At 35.2% G+C, this 22,227-nt stretch carries 19 protein-coding genes; 12 read left to right on the top strand and 7 right to left on the bottom strand.

Features of this window, described 5'->3' with window-relative positions; all coding sequences use genetic code 11:
- Positions 1 to 232: 232 nt before the first annotated feature.
- From HNS38_RS01730 to HNS38_RS01705, 6 genes are all read right to left on the bottom strand, one after another.
- Positions 233 to 1,291 (bottom strand): RluA family pseudouridine synthase, encoded by a 1,059-nt coding sequence (locus HNS38_RS01730; RefSeq protein WP_172277844.1) that lies wholly within the window; start codon positions 1,289 to 1,291, stop codon positions 233 to 235.
- Between the two features lie 9 nt (positions 1,292 to 1,300).
- Complete coding sequence (locus tag HNS38_RS01725; RefSeq protein ID WP_172277846.1) at positions 1,301 to 3,247, bottom strand: T9SS type A sorting domain-containing protein; 1,947 nt, start codon at positions 3,245 to 3,247, stop codon at positions 1,301 to 1,303.
- A gap of 2 nt (positions 3,248 to 3,249) precedes the next feature.
- A complete protein-coding gene (locus HNS38_RS01720; protein ID WP_172277848.1) occupies positions 3,250 to 4,110 on the bottom strand; it encodes a PASTA domain-containing protein in 861 nt (286 codons plus the stop codon).
- Positions 4,111 to 4,574: 464 nt separating this feature from the next.
- The gene (locus tag HNS38_RS01715) at positions 4,575 to 5,057 is read right to left on the bottom strand and encodes a DUF6252 family protein (protein ID WP_172277850.1); all 483 of its coding nucleotides are present in this window, start codon (positions 5,055 to 5,057) and stop codon (positions 4,575 to 4,577) included.
- Between the two features lie 137 nt (positions 5,058 to 5,194).
- The gene (locus HNS38_RS01710; protein WP_172277852.1) at positions 5,195 to 5,848 is read right to left on the bottom strand and encodes a response regulator transcription factor; all 654 of its coding nucleotides are present in this window, start codon (positions 5,846 to 5,848) and stop codon (positions 5,195 to 5,197) included.
- A gap of 59 nt (positions 5,849 to 5,907) precedes the next feature.
- Positions 5,908 to 7,872 carry a sensor histidine kinase gene (locus tag HNS38_RS01705; protein ID WP_172345871.1) on the bottom strand — a complete coding sequence of 655 codons (1,965 nt, stop codon included), beginning with the start codon at positions 7,870 to 7,872 and terminating at the stop codon, positions 5,908 to 5,910.
- Between the two features lie 139 nt (positions 7,873 to 8,011).
- Here HNS38_RS01705 and HNS38_RS01700 point away from each other — a divergent pair, with 139 nt between their 5' ends.
- The 7 genes from HNS38_RS01700 to HNS38_RS01670 all read left to right on the top strand — a co-directional run bounded on the left by HNS38_RS01700 (position 8,012) and on the right by HNS38_RS01670 (position 15,422).
- Positions 8,012 to 8,995, top strand: coding sequence for a D-alanine--D-alanine ligase (locus HNS38_RS01700; RefSeq protein WP_172277856.1), 984 nt, complete (start codon positions 8,012 to 8,014; stop codon positions 8,993 to 8,995).
- Positions 8,996 to 9,222: 227 nt separating this feature from the next.
- A complete protein-coding gene (locus HNS38_RS01695) occupies positions 9,223 to 9,714 on the top strand; it encodes a hypothetical protein (protein WP_172277858.1) in 492 nt (163 codons plus the stop codon).
- Positions 9,711 to 10,295: a non-canonical purine NTP diphosphatase gene (locus HNS38_RS01690; RefSeq protein WP_172277861.1), complete on the top strand. Its 585-nt coding sequence runs from the start codon at positions 9,711 to 9,713 to the stop codon at positions 10,293 to 10,295. The genes HNS38_RS01695 and HNS38_RS01690 overlap by 4 nt, the downstream gene beginning before the upstream one ends.
- Positions 10,296 to 10,343: 48 nt before the next feature.
- Entirely contained in the window at positions 10,344 to 12,203 is a 1,860-nt protein-coding gene (locus HNS38_RS01685) for an LTA synthase family protein (RefSeq protein WP_172277863.1), read from the top strand.
- On the top strand, positions 12,203 to 12,907 hold the full coding sequence (aat, locus tag HNS38_RS01680; protein ID WP_172277866.1) for a leucyl/phenylalanyl-tRNA--protein transferase: 705 nt from the start codon (positions 12,203 to 12,205) through the stop codon (positions 12,905 to 12,907). Before HNS38_RS01685 ends, aat begins: the two co-directional genes overlap by 1 nt.
- Positions 12,897 to 13,292: a DUF3127 domain-containing protein gene (locus HNS38_RS01675; protein ID WP_172277868.1), complete on the top strand. Its 396-nt coding sequence runs from the start codon at positions 12,897 to 12,899 to the stop codon at positions 13,290 to 13,292. The genes aat and HNS38_RS01675 overlap by 11 nt, the downstream gene beginning before the upstream one ends.
- Before the next feature lie 252 nt (positions 13,293 to 13,544).
- Positions 13,545 to 15,422, top strand: a complete 1,878-nt coding sequence (locus HNS38_RS01670; protein ID WP_172345870.1) for a T9SS type A sorting domain-containing protein — start codon at positions 13,545 to 13,547, stop codon at positions 15,420 to 15,422.
- Between the two features lie 41 nt (positions 15,423 to 15,463).
- On the opposite strand, the gene HNS38_RS01665 is transcribed toward HNS38_RS01670, so the two are convergent.
- The gene (locus tag HNS38_RS01665) at positions 15,464 to 15,790 is read right to left on the bottom strand and encodes a heavy-metal-associated domain-containing protein (protein WP_172345869.1); all 327 of its coding nucleotides are present in this window, start codon (positions 15,788 to 15,790) and stop codon (positions 15,464 to 15,466) included.
- 167 nt (positions 15,791 to 15,957) lie between these two features.
- Between HNS38_RS01665 and sucC the strand changes: the two genes are divergently transcribed.
- From sucC to HNS38_RS01640, 5 genes are all read left to right on the top strand, one after another.
- Positions 15,958 to 17,148 carry an ADP-forming succinate--CoA ligase subunit beta gene (gene sucC, locus HNS38_RS01660; RefSeq protein ID WP_172345868.1) on the top strand — a complete coding sequence of 397 codons (1,191 nt, stop codon included), beginning with the start codon at positions 15,958 to 15,960 and terminating at the stop codon, positions 17,146 to 17,148.
- A gap of 210 nt (positions 17,149 to 17,358) precedes the next feature.
- Positions 17,359 to 18,495: an FIST signal transduction protein gene (locus tag HNS38_RS01655; protein WP_172277877.1), complete on the top strand. Its 1,137-nt coding sequence runs from the start codon at positions 17,359 to 17,361 to the stop codon at positions 18,493 to 18,495.
- A 60-nt stretch (positions 18,496 to 18,555) separates the two neighbouring features.
- Positions 18,556 to 19,770 carry an ATP-binding protein gene (locus HNS38_RS01650; RefSeq protein ID WP_172277879.1) on the top strand — a complete coding sequence of 405 codons (1,215 nt, stop codon included), beginning with the start codon at positions 18,556 to 18,558 and terminating at the stop codon, positions 19,768 to 19,770.
- Between the two features lie 3 nt (positions 19,771 to 19,773).
- Positions 19,774 to 20,202, top strand: coding sequence for a response regulator (locus HNS38_RS01645; protein ID WP_172277881.1), 429 nt, complete (start codon positions 19,774 to 19,776; stop codon positions 20,200 to 20,202).
- 5 nt (positions 20,203 to 20,207) lie between these two features.
- Entirely contained in the window at positions 20,208 to 22,226 is a 2,019-nt protein-coding gene (locus tag HNS38_RS01640; RefSeq protein WP_172277885.1) for a response regulator, read from the top strand.
- The last annotated feature ends 1 nt before the right edge of the window (position 22,227 follow it).

Below are 22,227 nucleotides of genomic sequence, written 5' to 3'. Positions count from 1 at the left end.
ACAAAATAATATACTCATATACAACTATTTGTGAACTAAATGGGTAACCCTATATTTTTATTTAGGCTTTTTTCGTTTGCCCCAACCTAAAGGGGAGCGAAAAAAAGTATGCTCCAAAAACAATTAGTTCTATAATTTAGTAACAAAAAACTTATAGCTTATTGAATTAGATATCATTAAAGTAAGTAATTGAACACCTCAATATTTTTATTCAAATTCAACAAAAGAAGTTTTACACCTCTCCTCTCTCAATTCCCAAAGAGTGTTGACTGTAACCATCCCATTTTTCCACTACTTGCTTTAAATCGTTTGGCAATTCACTTTCAAAGAAAATGGTATCGCCAGTTGTTGGATGTTGAAATCCTAAAGATTTTGCATGTAAAGCTTGTCGAGGAATTAATGAGAAACAATTACTCACAAACTGCTTGTATTTGGTGAAAGTGGTTCCTTTTAAGATTTTATCCCCACCATAACGAGTATCGTTAAATAGAGGATGGTTTATATGTTTGAGGTGTGCTCTAATTTGATGGGTACGTCCAGTTTCTAATTGGCATTCGATAAGGGTAACATAGCCAAATCGTTTGACGAGTTTATAATGAGTAATGGCATGACGGCCTTGCTCTCCATCAGGGAAAACGGCCATTTGCAGCCTATTACTAGGATTACGGCCAATGTGTCCTTCAATAGTTCCTTCTTCTTCATCAAAATCGCCCCAAACCAAGGCTTGATATTTTCTTTCAATGGTATGATCATAGAACTGCTTGGCTAGTCTTGCTTGTGCCATCTCGTTCTTCGCCACCACCATCAATCCGGTAGTATCTTTATCTATTCTATGGACTAAAAGTCCTTCAGTATCCTCCCCTTTTTGCTCGAAATAAAATTTCAATGCATTTAATAAAGTACCGGTAAAATTACCATGACCTGGGTGTACCACCAATCCAGCTTGCTTATTGACAATAAGCAAATCATCATCCTCATAAACTATATCTAAAGGAATATCTTCCCCATAAACAGTAGTATCTCTTTTTGGATAGGTTAAAACAATCTTGATAATATCATTAGGTCTAACTCTATAATTTGATTTTACCTCTTTCTCATTAACTAAAACATTACCTGCTTTAGTAGCTTCTTGAAGCTTATTTCTGGTAGCATTCATAATCCGAGACATCAAGAATTTATCAATTCTCAATGGCTCCTGACCAGGGTCTACTTCAAAGCGATAATGCTCGTATAAGTCTTTCTCCTCATTTTCTTCTTTATCAAAATTTTCTTCTATCTTTTCCTCGCTCATATCGCTCTACTATAGTTTTCGTTTAATCATTTTCTGAGTGGTATTTTCACCTGTCTCAGTATCGGTCATTTTCACTAGATAAACACCATTTCCTAATTCAGAAACGTTAATATCTCGCTCATCATTTCTACGCAACATCAATTGACCAGTGATATTATATATTTCGACCTTTATTGTATGGTAATCAGCTTTCGGCCAATCCAAATGTATAATATCGCCATTTACTGGATTTGGATACAACACAAAACTTGATTTTGGTATGGGTTTAATGTCATTAGTTGCTGTAGGCATCACCTCACCAAATAAAGGACGCATCATTAATGATCCAGTATAGATTGTAGGAATCCATCCAACACCAATATTATAATATAGATACTGCTTACTATCTAAAGCATAATCGAAGCCTATATTAAGATTCTCATCATATAATTGTTGGAAGCCTATATAAAACTCATTGGCTAAAACTATACTTGTATCTAAATCGAAGGTGTAAAAATTATACAAGCCTTCACTAAAAGTAACTTTCACTCGTTTTTTATAAATCACCTCCTCAGGTTCTATGTTTTTCCAAACCATCAAATTGAAGTACTGCTCGTTGGCAGAAGTAAGAGTTGGATTAAAATACATCTGAATTCGGCGTAATGTGTCTTTGGTGTTGAGCTGAAACTGGATGGCTGCTTTTCCATTTCTTGCACTCATTCCATATCCTGCCTCTGGAGTACCATCGTCATAGGCATAATAATTAGCAAATACTTGTTCACTTTCAATAGTATCTCCTACACCTGTCAAACCAATATCATTGATTATATGAGTGACTTTAAAGGTTTTGAAAAGTTCATTATAAATGGAGAAATAACTGATGATTGGTGGCTTTGCAGAACGTATACTTTCAACTATACTATTGGAATCTGCTGGAAATGCAGCTGTTTGATATACAGAATCTTGAGTAGTTTGATTTGATATGGTATATTTATAAGTAGCCAGATAGGCTACATTATCCATATTTCTGATAAACATATAACGAATGGAATCCATCATACTATTAGTAGGGTCATTTCTATATTGACGATATGGCATTGAACGATATCTTTTAATCATAGATGGAGGATCGTTCACAAATGAAATTTTACGATAGCTACTATCCGTTCTAGTTCTATCTCTATCTAACCATACCATATCAATATTCCAGTGATCACAATTGCTTTGCCAATCGGGCTGACTATTTCCAGCTAAACTGGCATGATTATGAAATCTAAACCGGAATCCAGAATGAAAAAATTTTGCACTATCAGTAACTGCAATAAATACTTGCTTAGTGAAACTTCCTCCTGGAATTGTATCCCTACCTATTATTAAACTATCGAGCAGGTCTTCACGAACCAGAAAAGTATCTAAAGTCATTCCTTCGGATGACCAAACATTTTCCCATTGATCGGTAGGTGGAGAATAGAACTCTAAATTTAAAATATCGCCCTCTTCAGGTGCATTTCCTCTTCCCTGTGGCTGGTAATAAAAGCTGAAGTAAACACTATCTTTGATTAACAAAGGTCGTAAAGTAGGATCCTGCAAACTATCTAATCGTATTTCCAGAGAGCTCAAAGTATCTGCAGGAAATGCATACTGACTTGCATTGGAATAAATGTTTCCACTTCCGTCCATGGCATCAAAAGTTGCTACTCCAATATTAGGTGGGAATAGTTGAAATTTCTTATTGATATAAACATTATCACCTTCCCATAAATCAGCATTTGGTCTATAGCCAGCTTGATTAAAATCGTCGAAGAAAGGCAAGAACATAGGTTCTGTAGATTCTTTTTTCTTCCATAGAAGTTGATTGCTTCTGTGATAATTATTTAGGCTGGGATCGATTTGAAGAGGCAATAGTTGCTCTTGTGCTTTCAATTGATGAAAAACACTCCCTAATAGTATGATAATTGAGATGTATATATAACGCATAATTAAAAATCAGTCAATTCATTTTGGAACATTAAACTATCGTAACGCACACTATCTGGCGAATTATAAAATTCAATAATAGAATCGAAATTATAATCCAGTGAGGAGCGCAATTTCAATGAAATATTTGAGCCTAGAGGAGCCTTTGAAGGATGAAGCGGGTCAGCAAATGGACTTTGCTCATATACAAACCAACGACCTTCGTAATCTTCTTGCAAAGTATCTATTCTACCCATATTAAATGAGGCTTTCAAAATTGCTTTACGTGCTTGTGTCAAATTCTTCCCTAAAACAAAAGGAACTGTTGCTCCTGTTTTACGATATCCATTACCTACCACCAGGGTAATACTGGCTCCACTTGGCAAGAGAGAATCAGGTGCAATAGTGTCGCCTTTGTATAATTGCTCTATCACAGCATTCAGAGCAATATCGTCAGCAAACTCAATTCTTTCTACTTTCAAATGCGCATACTGAACCACATCTATGGCTCTTCTGATACTCAAATCAAGAAGATTCGGCATACTAACCAATTCAGGAGTTTTAGCTACTATGGAAAGATAAACTTTTCTTCCTTTTTTCACTTTAGCTCCTGGAGTTGGATTTTGCAATACCACAGTACCAGGCATATAATCATCAGCATACATACTATCAATTACTTCATATTGCAAATAATCGGCAGAAGACAGTACCCTTAAAGAATCGGAATCGCGATGGGCCAACTTTGGAACCAAAATAAAAGAACCATTATCAGTATAATAGCCCAATCCTTTGATGGTCACAAACATCATAATCACCACTACTACGAAGGCAATGGCCAAGCTTTTAAAAAACGCTTTACTTATTAAAAAAGATTTAAGACTCATAAGATTTAAATCATCAAATACTTAACTGCCCAAAGGCCTAATTTATTGTAAACGGCAAAGATAATATTTCTAGTCACAGGTGATGCATGCTTTCTTTAATCAATAGCCATAAAAAAAACCCAATTTCATAGAAAAAGGGTTAATTATCCAAATTGATGTAAGATACATTAATAAATAGTAACCTGAGTTCGATTATTAAATAGCTACCACAGAAAGCCAATAACGCATTAGATTTAAGTCTAAAAATCATGAAGTTATAGCGGGCTATATCAAATGGTTTTTAGATGAAAGATGATGTGTTATTGGCTTTTCCACAGGTGGATTTCTATAATTAGCTCATCTTCTTCCTCAAATTTCCTTGAGTTATCCCGATAGCTCTTTAGAAATCTGAGTCGTATATGAACTAATTATCTGAAACTGTGGTGATATTTACTGTCGAACTCAGGTTAGTGGGGAAATGCGTTTTAAAAAGTGGCTTCAAAACTTCCATCAGTGATGCTTTTTGTAGCTTGAGCAGTGTTCATTCCTGTAAAAGAAAAGCTTCCTTTAATCTTGGTGGAACTTAATTCTGTAACTGTAATAGTACCAGAACCAATAACTCCATTAGCAGAATAGGTTTCTGTTTGTCCCAAACCTTCTGTCCAGCGTAATTGATGAGTACTTCCTGATCCAATAGTATAAGTTCCGGGCGCTGATACACCATATAAAATCAGACTAGCTTGCTTGGCATCTGAATCGCTGCCAGTTACATTAATCACACCGTTTGTATTGATTCCTTGCACTGCCAATGAAGCATTCCAACTGGCTCCATCCACTTTTAAACTGATGGATCCTGTTGACAATAATGGGTTATCGGGTGTAACATCATCCTCGCTTTTATTACAACTGGAGAATGAGAATAATACGATAGATAAAATGGCTACAAATAAAAATTGAACTCGTTTCATAATATTAGGTTTTGATGAATATTTCTAATTTTTTTCTGAGACAAAACTATAGGAGATTGGAGATTGAAACAATACGACATATGTCGTAAAAAAGATTAAAGTTCAATGTTTAAAGTTCCACGAGTGAGCAAATGAGCTTATTTTAACCAAGCATTTTTATCTGCTTTATTTACGGCTTCCATTTTATTTCTGACTTGAAGTTTTTTGTAGATATTCTCAATATGCTTGCGTACGGTGGAGGGTGAAATAATTAAATTCTCTGCTATTTCTTGATAATTGAGTCCTTTAGAGAGTTGTTCAAGCACTTGAGTTTCTCGATTACTGAGTGGGTTTTCTTCTTTTTTCAGGAAAGATTCTGGAGTAAAGCGAAGCAGTTGCAAGGCTTTACTGGCAATAATGGGAGTCATGGGTGCTCCTCCATTTATAGTTTCTTTTAAACTTTTATCCAACTCAGCGGGGCCCGTTTCTTTGAGCAAATAGCCATCGGCTCCAGCTTGAATGGCTTTAAAAATATTTTCATCATCATCAAAAATAGTCAACATCACCACTTTTATCTGAGGATACTTTGACTTTAAAATAGAGGTGGCTTCTATTCCATCCATCTTAGGCATTTGAATATCCATCAATACCACATCGATTTGGGAATATTCCTCTAGTTTTTTAAGTAATAATTCTCCATTTTCGGAACAATGTTTTATCTGAACATTATCCAAAAAAGATAGTTTATCTATAATACTTTGCAACAAAAAGCTGTTGTCTTCTGCTATGGCTATTTTTAGTTTCTGAGTCATCTCGACAAAATTATAGTATCTTATTTGAAGGAACAATACGGCGTTTGACTAATAAACATTTACTGAACTGGAAGAGTCAAACAAACTTGTGTACCCTTATTGAGCTCACTGCTAATCCTCAAATTCCCTCCTGCTTTTTCCGCTCTTACTTCCATGTGAGCTAATCCATTCTTACGCTCTAAATCATCAATGTCCATTCCTTTTCCATCATCTTCTATTTTGATCATAATGGCCTCCTCTATATCAATAAATGATAAAATAATTTTATCTGCTTCAGAATGTTTTATGGCATTATTCACACTTTCCTGCATAATACGAAACACCTTAATTCCTTTCTCGCTATCCAATACTAACTCTTGCTTAGCCAGAAAATCCAACTGAAATGAAATATTAGGAACTAAACTTTTTGCTTTAGATATAAAGGAAGTGAGTTTTAATTCTAAATCTTTCAGTGTAATATTCTCTTTATTTAAAGCCCAAATGGTATCTCGAAATTCTGCGATGGTAGATGCGGAGAACTCTTTAATTTCATTGAGCTTTTTTCCCAATACAATTACATCCTCTTTTTGTGCCACATATTGAGCCATATCGAGAGAAGAAATGATAAAAGTTAATTGGGAACCAATATTGTCATGCAAATCTCGGCTGATTCTTAAACGTTCCTCTTGCACCTGACTCTTTATTTTAACCTCTGCTAATTCTTCTTTCAATTGAATTTCTTCTTGTAATTTCTTTCTTTTATATCTGAACTTTCGATAGTTCTCAATAGCTCCAATAATGATAAAAAGCAAAACTCCAAGACTGATAATTAATTGATAGTTCTTCTGTCGGATTTTAGATTCTTGTTGAATAAGTTCTTTCTCTTTTTTCTCACTTTCGTACTGGGTCTTCAGCTCTTCAACCATTTTGTTATTCTCCAGTGTAAATAATTGATCAGAAACAGAATCGGCTCTAAGCTTATAATTCATAGCATCCTCATAATTTCCCAAAACCAGATAAAACTGAAAGTAGGCATCATAATTTTGTAATTGTCTTGGCATTGATTTACACTCCAAGGCATATTTCTGGGCTAATTCTAATTCATTCTCTACATCATTTGCATTTTCAGCATTCAACAATTGATTCTCCAAATAGAATAGAGCAATATTATTATGGGCTAAGGACAAACCATCTATGTTTTGAAGCTCCTCGTATATATCTATAGATTTCCTAGAATAGAATAATACCTTATCAAATTCATGTTCCATAGAATATAAAGAGGCAAGATTAGAATAGACCAAAGCTAAAGCACGAAAATCTTTAGCCTCTTTAATTCCTTGCTCTGCTTCCTTGTGTAAATCAATCGATTTCTTAGTATTACCCAAATTCCGATGCGCGCCCGCCACATTCACCAAGATGGTATATCGTGCTCGAGTATTATTCGATTTTAGAGCATAATCATAGGCTTTCTGATGATAAATCAATGCCGTCTCATATTGATTCATTTCCTTAAAAACACCACCTAAATTATCATAAACCTGAAAATATCTTTCTTCCCAATGATTAGATTCTACAATCTCTATGGCTTCTAGAAGATATTTGGTAGCATCCTCAAATTCTCCTAACTCAGAATAACAAACTCCAAGCTTACTTAAACTCGATAATAACTGTGCAGGATTGTTAAGGTTTTTCCTGATTTTATAGGCTTCAATATTATATTCTAAGCCTTTTTTATAATCCGATTTTAAGGTATAAAGGATACTTAAATCATTATAAGCATTAGCAATAAGTACAGAATCCCCATGATTTAGAGCCAAATCTAAACATTGCAAACCATATTTCTCCGATTTCTCCACATCAGAATAACTGAGATAATAACACAAATCGGAAAGTATTTTAATCTTTTGCTCTCCACTTAAATCTTCCACTATCAACTCCAAACTATCAGTATTCACAGCATTTGAAACAGGAATAATAAAAATGGAAATTAGAAAAGAACTAGCAAGGATTAGCCATTTTCTTTTTTGAATAATAATCTTTTTCATTTAGCTTTATTAGTATTTGGGTACCAATTTACTAAATTTTAAAATTCCATTATGATTTTCACCAAAAATTTGTGAAAAAGTTATAGAATATGAAGGTATAAAGAATGATAAATTATTGAAATTTGATAAAAAAAATACTATGAAAAAAGTGGCCTTAATAGCAGGTGGTGATTCTGGAGAATATGAGATTTCAATTAAAAGCGCATCCATAGTGGCTCAAAATATTCCTTCAGAGAAATATGAGGTTTATTTAATCGAGATTAAAGGTAGCGATTGGATTTATCGTCATGAATCACTAGGTAAAATCAATATTGACAAAAACGATTTCTCATTGACTATAAATGATAAAAAAATTAGTTTTGATGTGGTTTTTAATGCGATTCATGGCACACCTGGTGAGGATGGTAAAATATTAGCATTTCTTGAAATGCTGAAAATCCCATTTACTTCAACTGGCTCTATCAGCTCCGCACTCACCTTTAATAAAGCATTCTGTAATCAAGTGGTGAAAAATGCAGGTTTTAATGTGGCCAACTCTATGCACCTTTTCAAAGAACAAACCTATACGACAAAGGATATATTAACCAATATTACCCTCCCCTGTTTTGTTAAACCTAATCAAGGAGGATCGAGTGTAGGAATGAGTAAGGTTAAAACTGAAGATGAAATTCTTCCTGCACTTAAAAAAGCTTTTGCCGAAGATACAGAAGTATTGGTGGAAGAGTTTATTGAAGGCAGAGAGTTAACCATAGGAACCATAAAACTAAATGATGAAATCATCACCTTTCCGATAACTGAAATCATCAGTAAAAAAGAATTCTTCGATTTTGAGGCCAAATACAATCCTGAATTAAATCAAGAAATCACACCAGCACAAATTCCCATCAGTTTGAAACAACAAATTGAGGAGGTTTCCACTAAACTATATCAGGTTCTACACTTGAGAGGTGTAGTGCGTTTTGATTATATCAATAGTTTAAATGGATTATATTTTCTAGAAGTGAATACCGTACCTGGTCTATCTGCCGAAAGCCTTATTCCACAACAGATTAGAGAATTCGGCTCAAGTACTCGTGAAATATTTGACCTCATGATTCAAGAAGCACTTAGAATTGAATTATAAATATAAAAACGAACTTAAAAAAGTAAATAATCATCTTCTAACTGGGAGTTTTCAAATAAACATTCAAAACTTTCTAAAATATTTTACAAAGCATAGACAACTGTTTCTATGAAACTTAGGTCTATAGGTTTATAGTAGCGTTATTGTTTCTTGAATTTATTGTAACAATTCTACACAATAAAATCGCTTTAACATTCGTTAGAATAATATCAAAAACAAAAGTCAAAATGGTTCGTTTATACAAATGCAAAGATGAATTATCCACCATGTCGGATAAGGAGTTATTCCACATATATTGTGGATACCCTATTCATCGACCCAAGGAGGAGCGCTACCTTGCCGCGAGAATCCTAGAAAGCCGCGATTTTAAATTTAAAAAAATTGCTATTTATAAACAAAAGTGGGAATTAGAAACATGGAATAACTTAAATAAGAAACCAAGTTTTTCTTTAAGATCTTCTAGCTTCTATAATAAGCTGATTATTTTCCTGCTGTTTATGGCATTTCTACTGATTACTATATTCGTTATCAACCCTGTTTTTTTTTCTAATGGAAATTTTTCCTTTTCTTCAAATGGTGACGTTTGGTACTTTTTAAATATTTTTAGCTTTGTGGCCTTCATTTACATTTTTGGATTTATTGGTTATATCGGTAAATTCATTAGTAAATTTAGAACTAAGAAAAAAGCATTTAACATGTATGACCAACAAGCTGTATGAGTTTAAAAAGAATAGTTTTTGCCACCAATAATGCCCACAAATTAGAAGAAGTTAGACACTACCTTAAAGGGCAATACAAGATATTAAGTTTAAAAGACATCGGATTTAACGAAGACATCCCAGAGCCCTTCGAAACCCTGCAAGAAAACGCACAAACCAAATCAAGAACCATATTTAACCGTTTTGGCTTCGACTGCTTTGCTGATGATACTGGACTAGAGGTTGACACCCTCGGTGGTGCTCCTGGAGTTTATTCAGCTCGTTATGCAGGCCTTGATTGCAGTTTCCAAGACAATGTAAACAAACTTTTAGAGGAGCTCAAAGGAAAAGAAAATCGAAATGCCAATTTCAGAACAGTTATCTCCTTAATTATAGATGGCCAAGAATTCTTTTTCGAAGGACGAGTGGATGGCAGTATTACAGAAACTTCAAGTGGAACAGATGGCTTTGGCTATGATCCGATTTTTGCACCAGAAGGGAATGAATTCACTTTTGCTGAAATGAGTCTTGATGATAAAAACAAAATCAGTCATCGAGGACGTGCTGTTGCCAAACTCATCCAATTCCTACAAAATCAGTAAGCATCACAAAAAGATTCTTATTTTTGTGCTTCCTTTGAATTTAATCCTATGCTAAGACTTTATACATCGTTTTTTAAGCAAGCACTATTCTGGCTCTTGTTCTTTGCTCTAGGCAGAGCGGTTTTTCTGATCTATTATGGAAGCGAAGCTTTAACGGCCGCTGATACTTTTAGTGAAATCCTGATGAGTTTCTCCAATGGTTTTCAGCTTGACTTAGCCACCACTTGCTATTTTATGATGTTTCCTTTTGTCTTGCATTTAGTCACCATATTTTATAGCGCCCCTATTATAAGTAGAATCAATCAGATATACCAAAGCATACTTATCATAGCCTACTCTTCTTTAATTAGTAGTGAATTAGGCATATATGCAGAATGGAAAACCAAAATAAACTATAAAGCACTTCTATACCTTCAGAACCCTTCAGAGGTGATGAATACGGCGCAAACCAATCAAATCATCGGTTTTTCACTACTCACCATATTACTTAGTCTTTTTGGAATTTGGTTCTATAATAGATTCTTTCACTCTAAGCTAATTAGAATACATACCCCACCTGTTCTTAGCCTCCTATTTTTTATCATTATGCCTCCCCTATTAGTACTTGGAGCAAGAGGTGGATTACAAGAAATCCCTATTAATCAAAGCCAGAGCTTTTATAGCAAACATGCCATTTTAAATACAGCGGCGACCAATTCTGTTTTCAACCTTTATATTAGTTTTCATGAGAACCAAAAGAGTTTAAACGAGAACCCTTTTAAAGAAATGGAGGATGTTAAAGCAAAACAAATCGTCGCCAACATATACAAAACTAGCCAAGACAGCACCACCCAAATAGTGAATCAGAAAACACCAAATATTGTATTGATCATTATGGAAAGTTGGTCGGCTGATTTAATATTCACACCAGAAGATGAAAAAGTAGTTACCCCTCGCTTTCATGAATTAATGAAAGATGGGGTATATTTTGATAATATTTATTCCACAGGACCACGCTCCGAACAAGGAATGGCAAGTATCTTTAGTGGATTTCCTGCTCACCCCATCTCATCCATCACTGTTCAGCCTGACAAATACCAGAAGCTTCCCAGTATGGTAAAAGACTTTAAAGCCAAGGGTTATGCCTCCTCTTTTTATTTTGGTGGACAATTGATTTATGGAAATATAAAGAGCTTTATTATTTTCAATGGGTTTGATAGAATTAAAGAAGTATACGACTTTAATAAAGAATTACCTCAAGGCAGTTTAGGAATTCATGATGAATATACTTTGCATGAAATGAAAGAAGATTTAAGTAAAGATCAACAACCTTTCTTTGCTTCCTTATTTACCATGAGCACTCATTCTCCCTACGACCAACCTATGGAGGAAAAAATTAGCTGGGGAAAGAATGAGCAGCAATATTTAAATTCTGCATACTACACCGATTATAGCATGGGTAAATTTATTGATGAAGCAAAAAATGAAGCTTGGTTTGAGAATACTCTTTTCATTTTTGTGGCCGATCACTCCCATAATAGTTATAAGAATTTAGCCATGAGCAATCCTGAATATCAAAAAATCCCATTGCTGTTTTATGGAAATGTGATTGACAGTGCTTGGCGCGGAAAAACGGTTTCACATTTGGGTATCCAAACAGATATTCCAGCAACGCTATTGGGACAATTAAATATGGATGCCACAGCATATCCTTGGAGTAAAAACCTATTAAATCACTATGCTCCAGAATTTGCCTACACTTCCTATGAAGAAGGCTTTGCTTGGAAACGACCTATTGGATCAATTTCCTATGAGAAAAGATTCGATAGACTACACTATAATACGACTCCTCCAACTGCAAAAGATAGTATAAGCAATGAAGGAAAAGCATTTCTTCAAGTATTATTTCAAGAATATATGGATCAATAATGGCGATTTATTATTTAGAAGAAAATGCGGAACCAGGTTTTCCAGATCCAAATTTAGCCAATGAAGACGGAATTCTAGCAACGGGAGGAAACTTAAGCGTCAAATGGCTACTAACAGCCTATGGATTAGGAATTTTTCCATGGTTTAATGAAGAAGATCCTATTTTATGGTGGTCGCCAGATCCAAGATTGATATTATTACCGCAAGAATTCAAGCTATCAAAATCACTAAAAAGAGTGATAAAAAAGAAACAATTCGTGGTTAAATTCGACCATCGTTTTACTGAAGTGATAGAAGCCTGCTCAAAAGTACCTAGAGGAGACCAAGGAGGAACTTGGCTCACTAACGAGATGAAAGAGGCTTATATGAAATTGCATGAGCGTGGACTTGCGCATAGTGTAGAAGTTTATGAGCATGACGAGTTGGTGGGAGGACTTTATGGAGTTTCTTTAGGAAAATATTTTTGTGGTGAAAGTATGTTTTTTAAAAAAAGAGATGCATCTAAAGTAGCTCTTTACTATCTTTGCCAAGAATTAAGCAAATGGGGCTTTCATTTTATTGACGGACAAGTTGAAACAGCACATTTAATCAGTTTAGGAGCACAAAACGTTGCCCGAGAAGACTTTTTATCTATCCTCAATGAAGCACTTACACATCCCACTTGCCTCGGAAAATGGACAAAAACAATTAGAGATGAATTTTGAAATACAAGGAACATTAATCGTTAAAAACGACACGCAAGTGATTAGCGATAGATTTAAGAAAAGAGAATTTGTGATCGAGAAAAAAGAATCCAGCCCTAATGGATTTGAATTTGTTGATACTATCAAATTCCAATTGACACAAGACAAGTGTAATTTATTAGACAGCTACGAATTGGGCAACGATATCAATGTTGCTTTCAATATTAGAGGTAATAAATGGGAGAAAAATGGTCAAACGAGTTATTTCGTAAACCTAGATGCTTGGAAAATTGAAGGAGCTTCAGCAGGAGCTCCAGCGCCACAAGCTAGTTCTTCATCAACTCCTCCGCCACCTCCAGCCGGTGATGCACCAGCAGAAGAAGAGTTTGGTGATTTGCCATTCTAATCAAGAAAAAGAAATAAGAAACCGGAATCGACAAAGTCAATTCCGGTTTCTTTGATCTATACATGGGCCAAAGGCCCGACACGTCAAAACCCTCAACAAGCAAAGCGCAGGTGAGGGGGCAAGACCTTGGCAAAGCCAAGGCAAGCCTAAGGGCTGAAAGCCCGACACGTCACCCAAACCTCTCAATTTATTGAACACCGTTCAATAAATTATTTTTCACTATCTTTACCCAGAAAAACCAAATAAACACCCATGAAAAGTCATCAATTCCTATTCGGAACTCTCCTATTTATTTCCTTATTTTTAGGCTTAACTATTGCCCAAGCAGAAGATTCCTCAAAAACAAAATCCCCAAGTCAAACTGAAGAGCTTCCCCTGCCCACAGGCTATAACACCCTATTTGCAGGTTCTGGCGAATGCTTGCAATGCCATAATTCTATGATAGATTCCGATGGAAATAATATTGGGATATTAGACGCATGGAAATCAACGATGATGGGGAATGCTTCCAAAGATCCATTTTGGAAAGCCAAGGTAAGCTTTGAAACCATCATCAACCCAGGTTTACAAGAAGAGATTGAGACCACTTGTACCAGATGCCACGCTCCACAAGGAAACTTTGAAGCTCAACATAATGGGCAAACACATTATAGTATAGCAGAGTTGAATATGGATCCATTAGCAAAAGATGGTGTATCTTGTACAACCTGTCATCAAATAATGGAAGAGTCTCATGGCAATTTCAGTGGAAACATTCAATTTAATAGCGCACATGAAATATACGGCCCATATTCTGATATCTTCCCAAATCCCATGATTAATACGACTGGCTATACCCCTACTTATAGCACTCATATTAAAGATTCGGAGCTCTGTGCTAATTGCCACACCCTCCTCACTCCTACCGTAGATTTAAATGGTCAGCTTACAGGAGGTGAATTTGTAGAACAATCGGTTTATCAAGAATGGAAAAATTCGGAGTCCTTTACCAATGGTGTCAGTTGCCAAGACTGTCATTTACCAGAGATTGATGAGTCCATTGTGATCAGCACTATGCCTCCATGGCTAACTGGGCAAACACCTTTTGGAAAGCATGAATTAGTTGGTGGAAATGTTTTTATGCTTCGCCTTTTGCGCGATAATATTGATGAGCTAGAACTCACAGCAGGAGCAGAAGATTTTGATGCTAGTATTTCTCGTACCCTCCATCAACTTCAAGAACTCAGCCTACAATTAGAATTAAATATAGAGGAGCGTGACCAAGATAGCCTATACTTATCTTTAAGAATCCTCAATTATGCTGGTCATAAAGTCCCAAGTGGTTATCCGAGTCGACAAGTATTTGTGCAATTGGAGGTACAAAATGAAGCCTTTGAAACTATTTTCTTGAGTGGTGGCTTAGACGAGAACTTCCAAATAATAAACGAAGATGAGGAATATGAACCTCATTATTCCATGATCAATAATGAAAACCAAGTACAAATCTATCAAACCGTAATGGCCAATGTAGAAGATGAGGTAACTACAACCTTGCTTCATGCCGCATATCCATTAAAGGACAATCGACTTCCTCCAATGGGCTTTAGCACCAGTCACCCCAGCTACGATACGACTATTATTGCTGGTCTTGCAGCTTCAGATGAAACATTCAACCCTTCAGAACAAGGTGGAGATTTGATTAAATACCATATTCCAACCCAGCAATATCAAGGCCAATTAAAGGTCACGGCAAAAGTTTATTATCAAACGGTAGGCTCCAAATGGCTGGAAGATATGTTTAATGAAAGCAGTGAAGATATTGACCTATTTGAAGGAATGTATGAAGCTTCAGATAAAAGTCCAGTTTTAATGGGAACAAAAGAAATTATCAGTCTTGAAACTACTATAAATAAGTTGGAAAACCTCCCCAAGTTCTACCCTAATCCAAGCCAAGGCTATGTCTTTATTGAGAATAATCAAAATTGGGAGCAAATCGATATTTACCATTCCAATGGTCAATTTATTTCAAACATTCAGCTTACTAATCAAGAATTAGTAAAGCTTGAACTTCCTCAAGAAAATGGAGTTTATATGATTCAGCTTAATAATAAAGAGGGTCATTCAGAAATCTTTAAGATTCTAAAAATCTAATAGAACTATGAATCAGAAAAGCGGATTAAATAATATATGTTCTAATCCTCTGCCACATCAAAATTCTTAACCTGATATTTGGTAGGACCATTTATTCTTCCAATGGCACAGCTTGCGTAAGAAACCACAGTGCTTTTTATATTATTTTTTCCTTTTTCAGGATAACCTTTTCTCTTTAACTTCGACTTAATTCGCGCTACAGTATCTTTCCCTTCAAACTCAAGAGTGATTTTGCCAGTTTCAATTTCCACATCAACTTGGCTCACCTTTTCTTGCTTCTTCACCTCTTTTATAATGGTATTTTTACAACCATTACACTTTACGTTTTCTACAAATATTTCTGCGACCATCATTGTTATTTTATTCACACAAAAGTATATAGAATCTCAATAAACACTTATATATTAACACATTTTTATCATTATTTAGATTTAAACTCTCTAAACATAATATTTTTTAAGAAACTATCTTTTCTGCGAATATATTTTTAATTTTGGAGTCGTATTTCTATACAAGTATCAAAAAAACCTAACAAATGAATATACACGAGTATCAAGGAAAAAAAATTCTGAAAAGTTTTGGCGTTAGAATACAAGAAGGTATTGTAGCTGCTACTCCCGACAAAGCAGTAGAAGCCGCCAAAGAATTACAAAAGCAAACAGGAACTAGCTGGTGGGTGATTAAAGCTCAAATTCATGCAGGTGGCCGTGGTAAAGGCGGTGGAGTGAAACTTGCTAAAAACCTAGATGAGGTTAAACAAATTGCAGATCAAATACTAGGAATGCAGTTGGTCACACACCAAACTGGTCCAAAGGGCAAAAAAGTTTTAAAAGTTTTAGTGGGCCAAGATGTTTATTATCCTGGAGAATTTGAAACTCAAGAGTATTATATGGGCGTATTACTCAATAGAGATACTGGAAGAAATATCATCATGTACAGCCCAGAAGGTGGTGTTGACATTGAAGGTGTTGCTGAAAAGACTCCTCATCTTATTTTTAAAGAAGAAATTGATCCTAAAGTTGGTCTTCAAGCTTTTCAAGCTAGAAAAATTGCTTTTAATTTAGGCCTCACTGGTGGTGCCGTTAAAGAAATGGTGAAATTTGTATATGCATTATATGCTGCTTACGAAGGAACTGATTCTAGCATGTTTGAAATCAATCCTGTTTTAAAGACTTCAGATAATTTAATTCTTGCTGTTGATGCTAAGGTAACTCTAGATGATAATGCATTATTCCGTCATAAAGATTTTAAAGAACTACGCGATGAAACAGAGGAGGATCCTATTGAAGTAGAAGCGCGCCGATTCGACCTTAACTATGTGAAACTAGATGGTAACGTAGGTTGTATGGTAAATGGAGCTGGACTAGCAATGGCTACTATGGATATGATTAAAATGAGCGGTGGTGACCCTGCCAATTTCCTTGATGTTGGAGGAACCGCAAATGCAAAACGTGTTGAAGAAGCATTCCGTATCATTTTAAAAGACCCCAATGTAGAAGCTATTTTGGTTAATATCTTTGGTGGAATTGTTCGTTGCGACAGAGTAGCCCAAGGTATTGTTGATGCTTATGCCAATATTGGTGATATTAAAGTTCCTATCATTGTAAGATTACAAGGAACTAATGCTACCGAAGGTAAAGCACTCATCGACAAATCAGGATTAAAAGTATCTTCAGCTATTGCTTTAGAAGATGCTGCTCGATTGGTAAAAGAAGTGGTTGGATAAAACCAGAAATAATATATTTTGAAAGCCGAATTCACTATGAAGTCGGCTTTTTTTATGTTCAGAATACTGCCTTAAGTGTTAAATGCATTTATACTCCTTGCTTACTAAAACAGAAAACCTTATATTAGATCCACAATTATTAAACAAGTTATTCACCTATAACCACAGTCATACAATCTAGATAGATGATATGATATAAAATGACATAAAATGAAGACTCAACAATTTATTTACTTCCCACGACAAGAAGCCAAATGCAATATTCAAAAATTTAATTTCTACCCTGATCTGATTTTAATCTTTGCCAGTAGGTCCATGTTTGCTGATACTCCATTGGTGAATATGCTCAAAAAAGCTTATCCAAAAGCTATCATCACTGGTTGTAGCACTAGTGGTGAAATTAATGGAGTCAATGTAAATGACAATAGTCTGACTGCAACTGCAATTAAATTTGATAAAACAAAACTAAAATATAGCGAGGTAAATATTGGCGACTTCAAGAGTTCTGCTGAGGCTGGCACCCATTTAGTTCAAGGACTAGTAGCCGAAGACTTGAAGCATGTATTTGTATTATCTGAAGGTTTGCAAGTAAACGGGACAGAATTAGTAAATGGAGTAAGAGCCGGATTACCAGAAGGCATAAATACCACAGGAGGCTTGGCTGGAGATGGTGCTTTATTTGAAAAAACTGTAGTGGTTTCAAATTCCGGTGAAGTTAAAAGCGGTCTGATTACTGCCATCGGATTTTATGGGAAAGACATTCAAATAGGTTATGGAAGCCTCGGGGGCTGGGATAGCTTTGGAATCGAACGTTCAGTGACCAAATCGGATGGAAATATTTTATACGAAATTGACAATCTTCCAGCTTTAGAGTTATACAAATCTTTCTTAGGTGAAAAAGCGAAAGACTTACCTGCTTCTGGCCTACTCTTTCCACTCAGCATGCGAACTGAGGCTGGGGCTGAGCCTGTTGTAAGAACCATACTTGCCGTTGATGAAGAAAAACAAAGTCTGACTTTTGCTGGTGATATTCCTGAAGGATCCTTTATTAAACTAATGAAAGCCAATATTGACAGACTCATCAATGGTGCAGAAAATGCTGCTGAGGTGAGCGTAAATCCATTGACTGATAAAACAGCACAATTGGCTATATTAATTAGTTGTGTTGGGCGAAAACTTGTTCTTAAGCAAATGGTAGAAGAAGAAGTAGAAGCTGTTCAAGAAGTAGTTGGCGAAAACGCCATCCTCACAGGTTTTTATTCCTATGGAGAAATGGCCCCTTTCCTCGAAGGTGCAAAATGTGAGCTTCACAACCAAACCATGACCATTACCACTTTTGCTGAATAGAACCCATAAAACTCAAATTACTCAATGCACCGTTTATTAAAAAGACAAATCAAAAAAACATTGTCAGCAGATCTGAATGAATCAGGTCTGCTCGATGATTTTATTGAAGCAGTAAATACCGCCTATAAAAATTTTGATTCAGATTATCAGCAATTAGAACGAACCTTAGAAATTAGTGCTAAAGAATCCTTTAAAGAATTAAGCGATTTCAAAAATGCTATTAGCAAAACATCTATGGTTTTTATTACCGATTTTCACGGAGTCATCACCTTTGCAAATGATAACTTTATTGAAGCTATAGGATATGATAAGAGTGAATTATTTGGCCAAAGAAATCAGAAGTTCAATAGCAATTATCATGGCTCTGTATTTTATGACGAAATGGCTAAAACCGTTATTAACGGGAATGTTTGGAAAGGTGAAATTAGAGATATTACAAAAGACGGTAAATACTTTTGGACAGATACCACCATTGTTCCATTTTTAAATTCAGCTGGTAAACCCACAAAATATATCACCTTTAAAATTGATATTTCAAAGATTAAAGATGCTGAACAAGAAACCATGGCTTATGCTAAAAACCTGGAGAAAATCAACAAAGAATTAGACCAATTTGCCTATGTGGTTTCACACGATCTAAAAGCACCTTTACGTGCCATTAATAATCTTTCGGAATGGATTGAAGAAGACATGGAAGAGGCCATGGATGAAGATACGAAGAACAACATGAACTTATTACGCTCGCGTGTTACAAGAATGGAAGGCCTTATTAATGGAATACTAGAATACAGCCGGGTGGGTAGGATCAAAGCAAAAATTTCACATGTAGAACTCAATCGGTTTTTCCATGAATTAAAAGAAGCCAACCAAACCAAGAAACATATTGAATTTGACATTCCTCAGAATATGCCAACCATTCATACTGAGCGGGTCACTTTATATCAAGTCCTACAAAACTTCATTAGCAATGCCATCAAATACAACATCAGCGAATCGATTAAAGTAAAAATTAGATTTGAAATCAATCCTCCATTTTACTATTTTAGTGTAACAGATAATGGCCCCGGAATAGCTGAAGAGTATTTGGAGAAAATATTTGTTATTTTCCAAACACTCCAAGCCCGTGATAAAATTGAAAGCACCGGTGTAGGCTTAGCCATAGTAAAGAAGATAGTTGAAGACAAAGGTGGAGAAATTACTGTAAACAGTGAAATTGGGAAAGGAAGTACTTTCAAATTTAGCTGGCCCATTATTATAAAAAACGAAATATTTTAACGCATGACAGATACAATTATTAACATCCTACTTATAGAAGATGATGAAGTGGACATCATGAATGTGAAAAGAGCATTCAAAAAAAACAATATTGAGAATCCACTATACATAGCCCACGATGGAGTGGAAGCATTAGAAAAACTCAGGGGAACCCACGAACAAAAAATCCATTTTCCTCGCATTATCCTACTAGATTTAAATATGCCACGTATGGGAGGATTAGAGTTTCTAGAGGAAATGCGAAAAGACGAGAAGCTTAAAACCATCTCCGTTTTTATTATGACTACCAGTAATGAGGAAAGTGATAAACTAAAAGCCTTTAACCTAAATGTTGCAGGCTATATACTTAAACCTCTTTCAATGAATCAGTTTATCCACGCTGTCTCCACTTTAAAGAGTTATTGGAAGCTTTGCGAATTCCCACCAAATTAAACCAAATGAAAGACGCCGAACAAATAAGAATATTATTGGTAGACGATGATGAGATTGATATTATGGCTTTTAAGAGAGCACTTAAAAAAGCTGAAATTTCACATTCCATCACCTCCTTTACTTATGCCAAAGAAGCCCTAATTCACCTTACTGAGCATAAAACAAACTATGATTGTATCTTCATTGATTACCTATTACCAGGTGTTGATGGCTTACAATTACTAAGACAAATAAATGAATTAGACATATCTATTCCTGTAAGCGTAATCACCTCCCACGGAGATGAAAAACTAGCTGTGGAGATAATGAAGGAAGGCGCTTTTGACTATTTCCCAAAGTCAGAGGTGAGAGCTGAGCAATTGAGGAAAAAAATTAATTCAATATTGCAATATAATGAAATCCAAAATGAAAAATCACAAGTAGAGAAATCACTACAAAAGCACAAACTATTTCTCCAAGGCATTACCCAGTCCTCTCCTAACATCATCTATATTTTTAATATGGAACAAAGAGAATTCACCTATGCCAATAGAAATATTTTAAATGACTTGGGTTTTGAAATTTCTGAGGATGAGGTTTCAGGCTATCAATCTATTATTGAGCAAATGAATAAAGAAGATGCTCAAGCTGCTTTTAAATATATGCAGGAAATTGCTGAAAATCCCGATTATCAAAATTCCGAACTGGAGTTCAGATTGAAGAATTCCAAAGGAGACTGGGTTTGGTTTTTCAATAAAGATTCTATTTTCAGTAGACATAAAAATGGACATGTAAAAGAAATTATTGGAACAACTATTAATATCTCTAATCTCAAGAAAGTAGAAGAAGAATCTGCCAATGCCAAAGAAGTAGCCGAAAAAGCTTTGGAAATTAAAGCAGAGTTCCTCTCTAATATGAGTCATGAGATCAGAACTCCAATGAATGCGATTATTGGCTTAACCGACATCGTTTTGCAAGAGCCTCTAACTGAGTTAGTGAAAGATAATTTAAAAACCATAAAACATTCTGCCGATAATTTATTGGTTGTAATCAATGACATTTTAGACTTTTCTAAAATTGAAGCTGGAAAAGTAAAAATTGAGAAAACGAGCTTTAACTTTATCTATCAATTGGAGCATATTGAAAAGACCATGATTTTCAAAGCCCAACAGAAGCATTTAGACTTTAATTTAATTATTGATAGTGATATTCCTGAGTTTTTATTGGGTGACCCATTTCGCCTAAATCAAATCATCCTGAACCTTTGCAGCAATTCCATAAAATTCACCGACAAAGGTCATGTGGATATTAAAGTGAAATTAAACAGAAAAGTGGGAGACCAAGTCAGTATTCACTTTTCTGTTGAGGACTCTGGAATTGGAATTTCGGAGGATCGCCAAAAAGAAATTTTCGAGAGCTTTACACAAGCCGACGTTAATATCACCAGACAATTCGGAGGCACAGGTTTGGGACTTTCCATCACTAAACAGCTCATCCAGCTTATGGGAGGCCAAATACAGTTAACGAGTGAATTAGAAAAAGGATCTAAATTTTTCTTCGATTTGGATTTCACCATCAGCAAGTCAGCCACAAAAGAATTTGATGCCATCAACTATTCAGAAAAATGTTTAGCAGGTTTAAACATTCTGGTTTTTGAAGATAACCTGATCAATCAAAAAGTAATATCTCAAATTCTACTGAAATGGGGTTGTAAATTTCAATTGGCTGATAATGGTTTGATTGGAATCGGTAAAATGGCCAAAGAATCCTTTGATATAGTTTTGATGGATTTACAAATGCCAGTAATGGATGGTTATGAAACCACCAAAAGAATAAGGCAAGGTAATGCCGGAATCAACAATATCAGAATTCCAATCATTGCGCTAACTGCTGATGCTTTTCCCGAAACAAAAAAGAAAGTGGTTGACCAAGGCATGAATGATTTGGTGAGTAAGCCTTTTAAAAAAGAGGTGCTTAATCATAAACTATATAAAATGGCTATGAAACATTGTCCTGAGCAATTGTCTTATAACCAATTGGATTGAT

Origin of the sequence: Lentimicrobium sp. L6 (assembly GCF_013166655.1) — a bacterium.
In the GTDB taxonomy this organism is placed as follows: domain Bacteria; phylum Bacteroidota; class Bacteroidia; order Bacteroidales; family UBA12170; genus UBA12170.
This window is presented reverse-complemented; position numbering and strand designations above follow the sequence as displayed.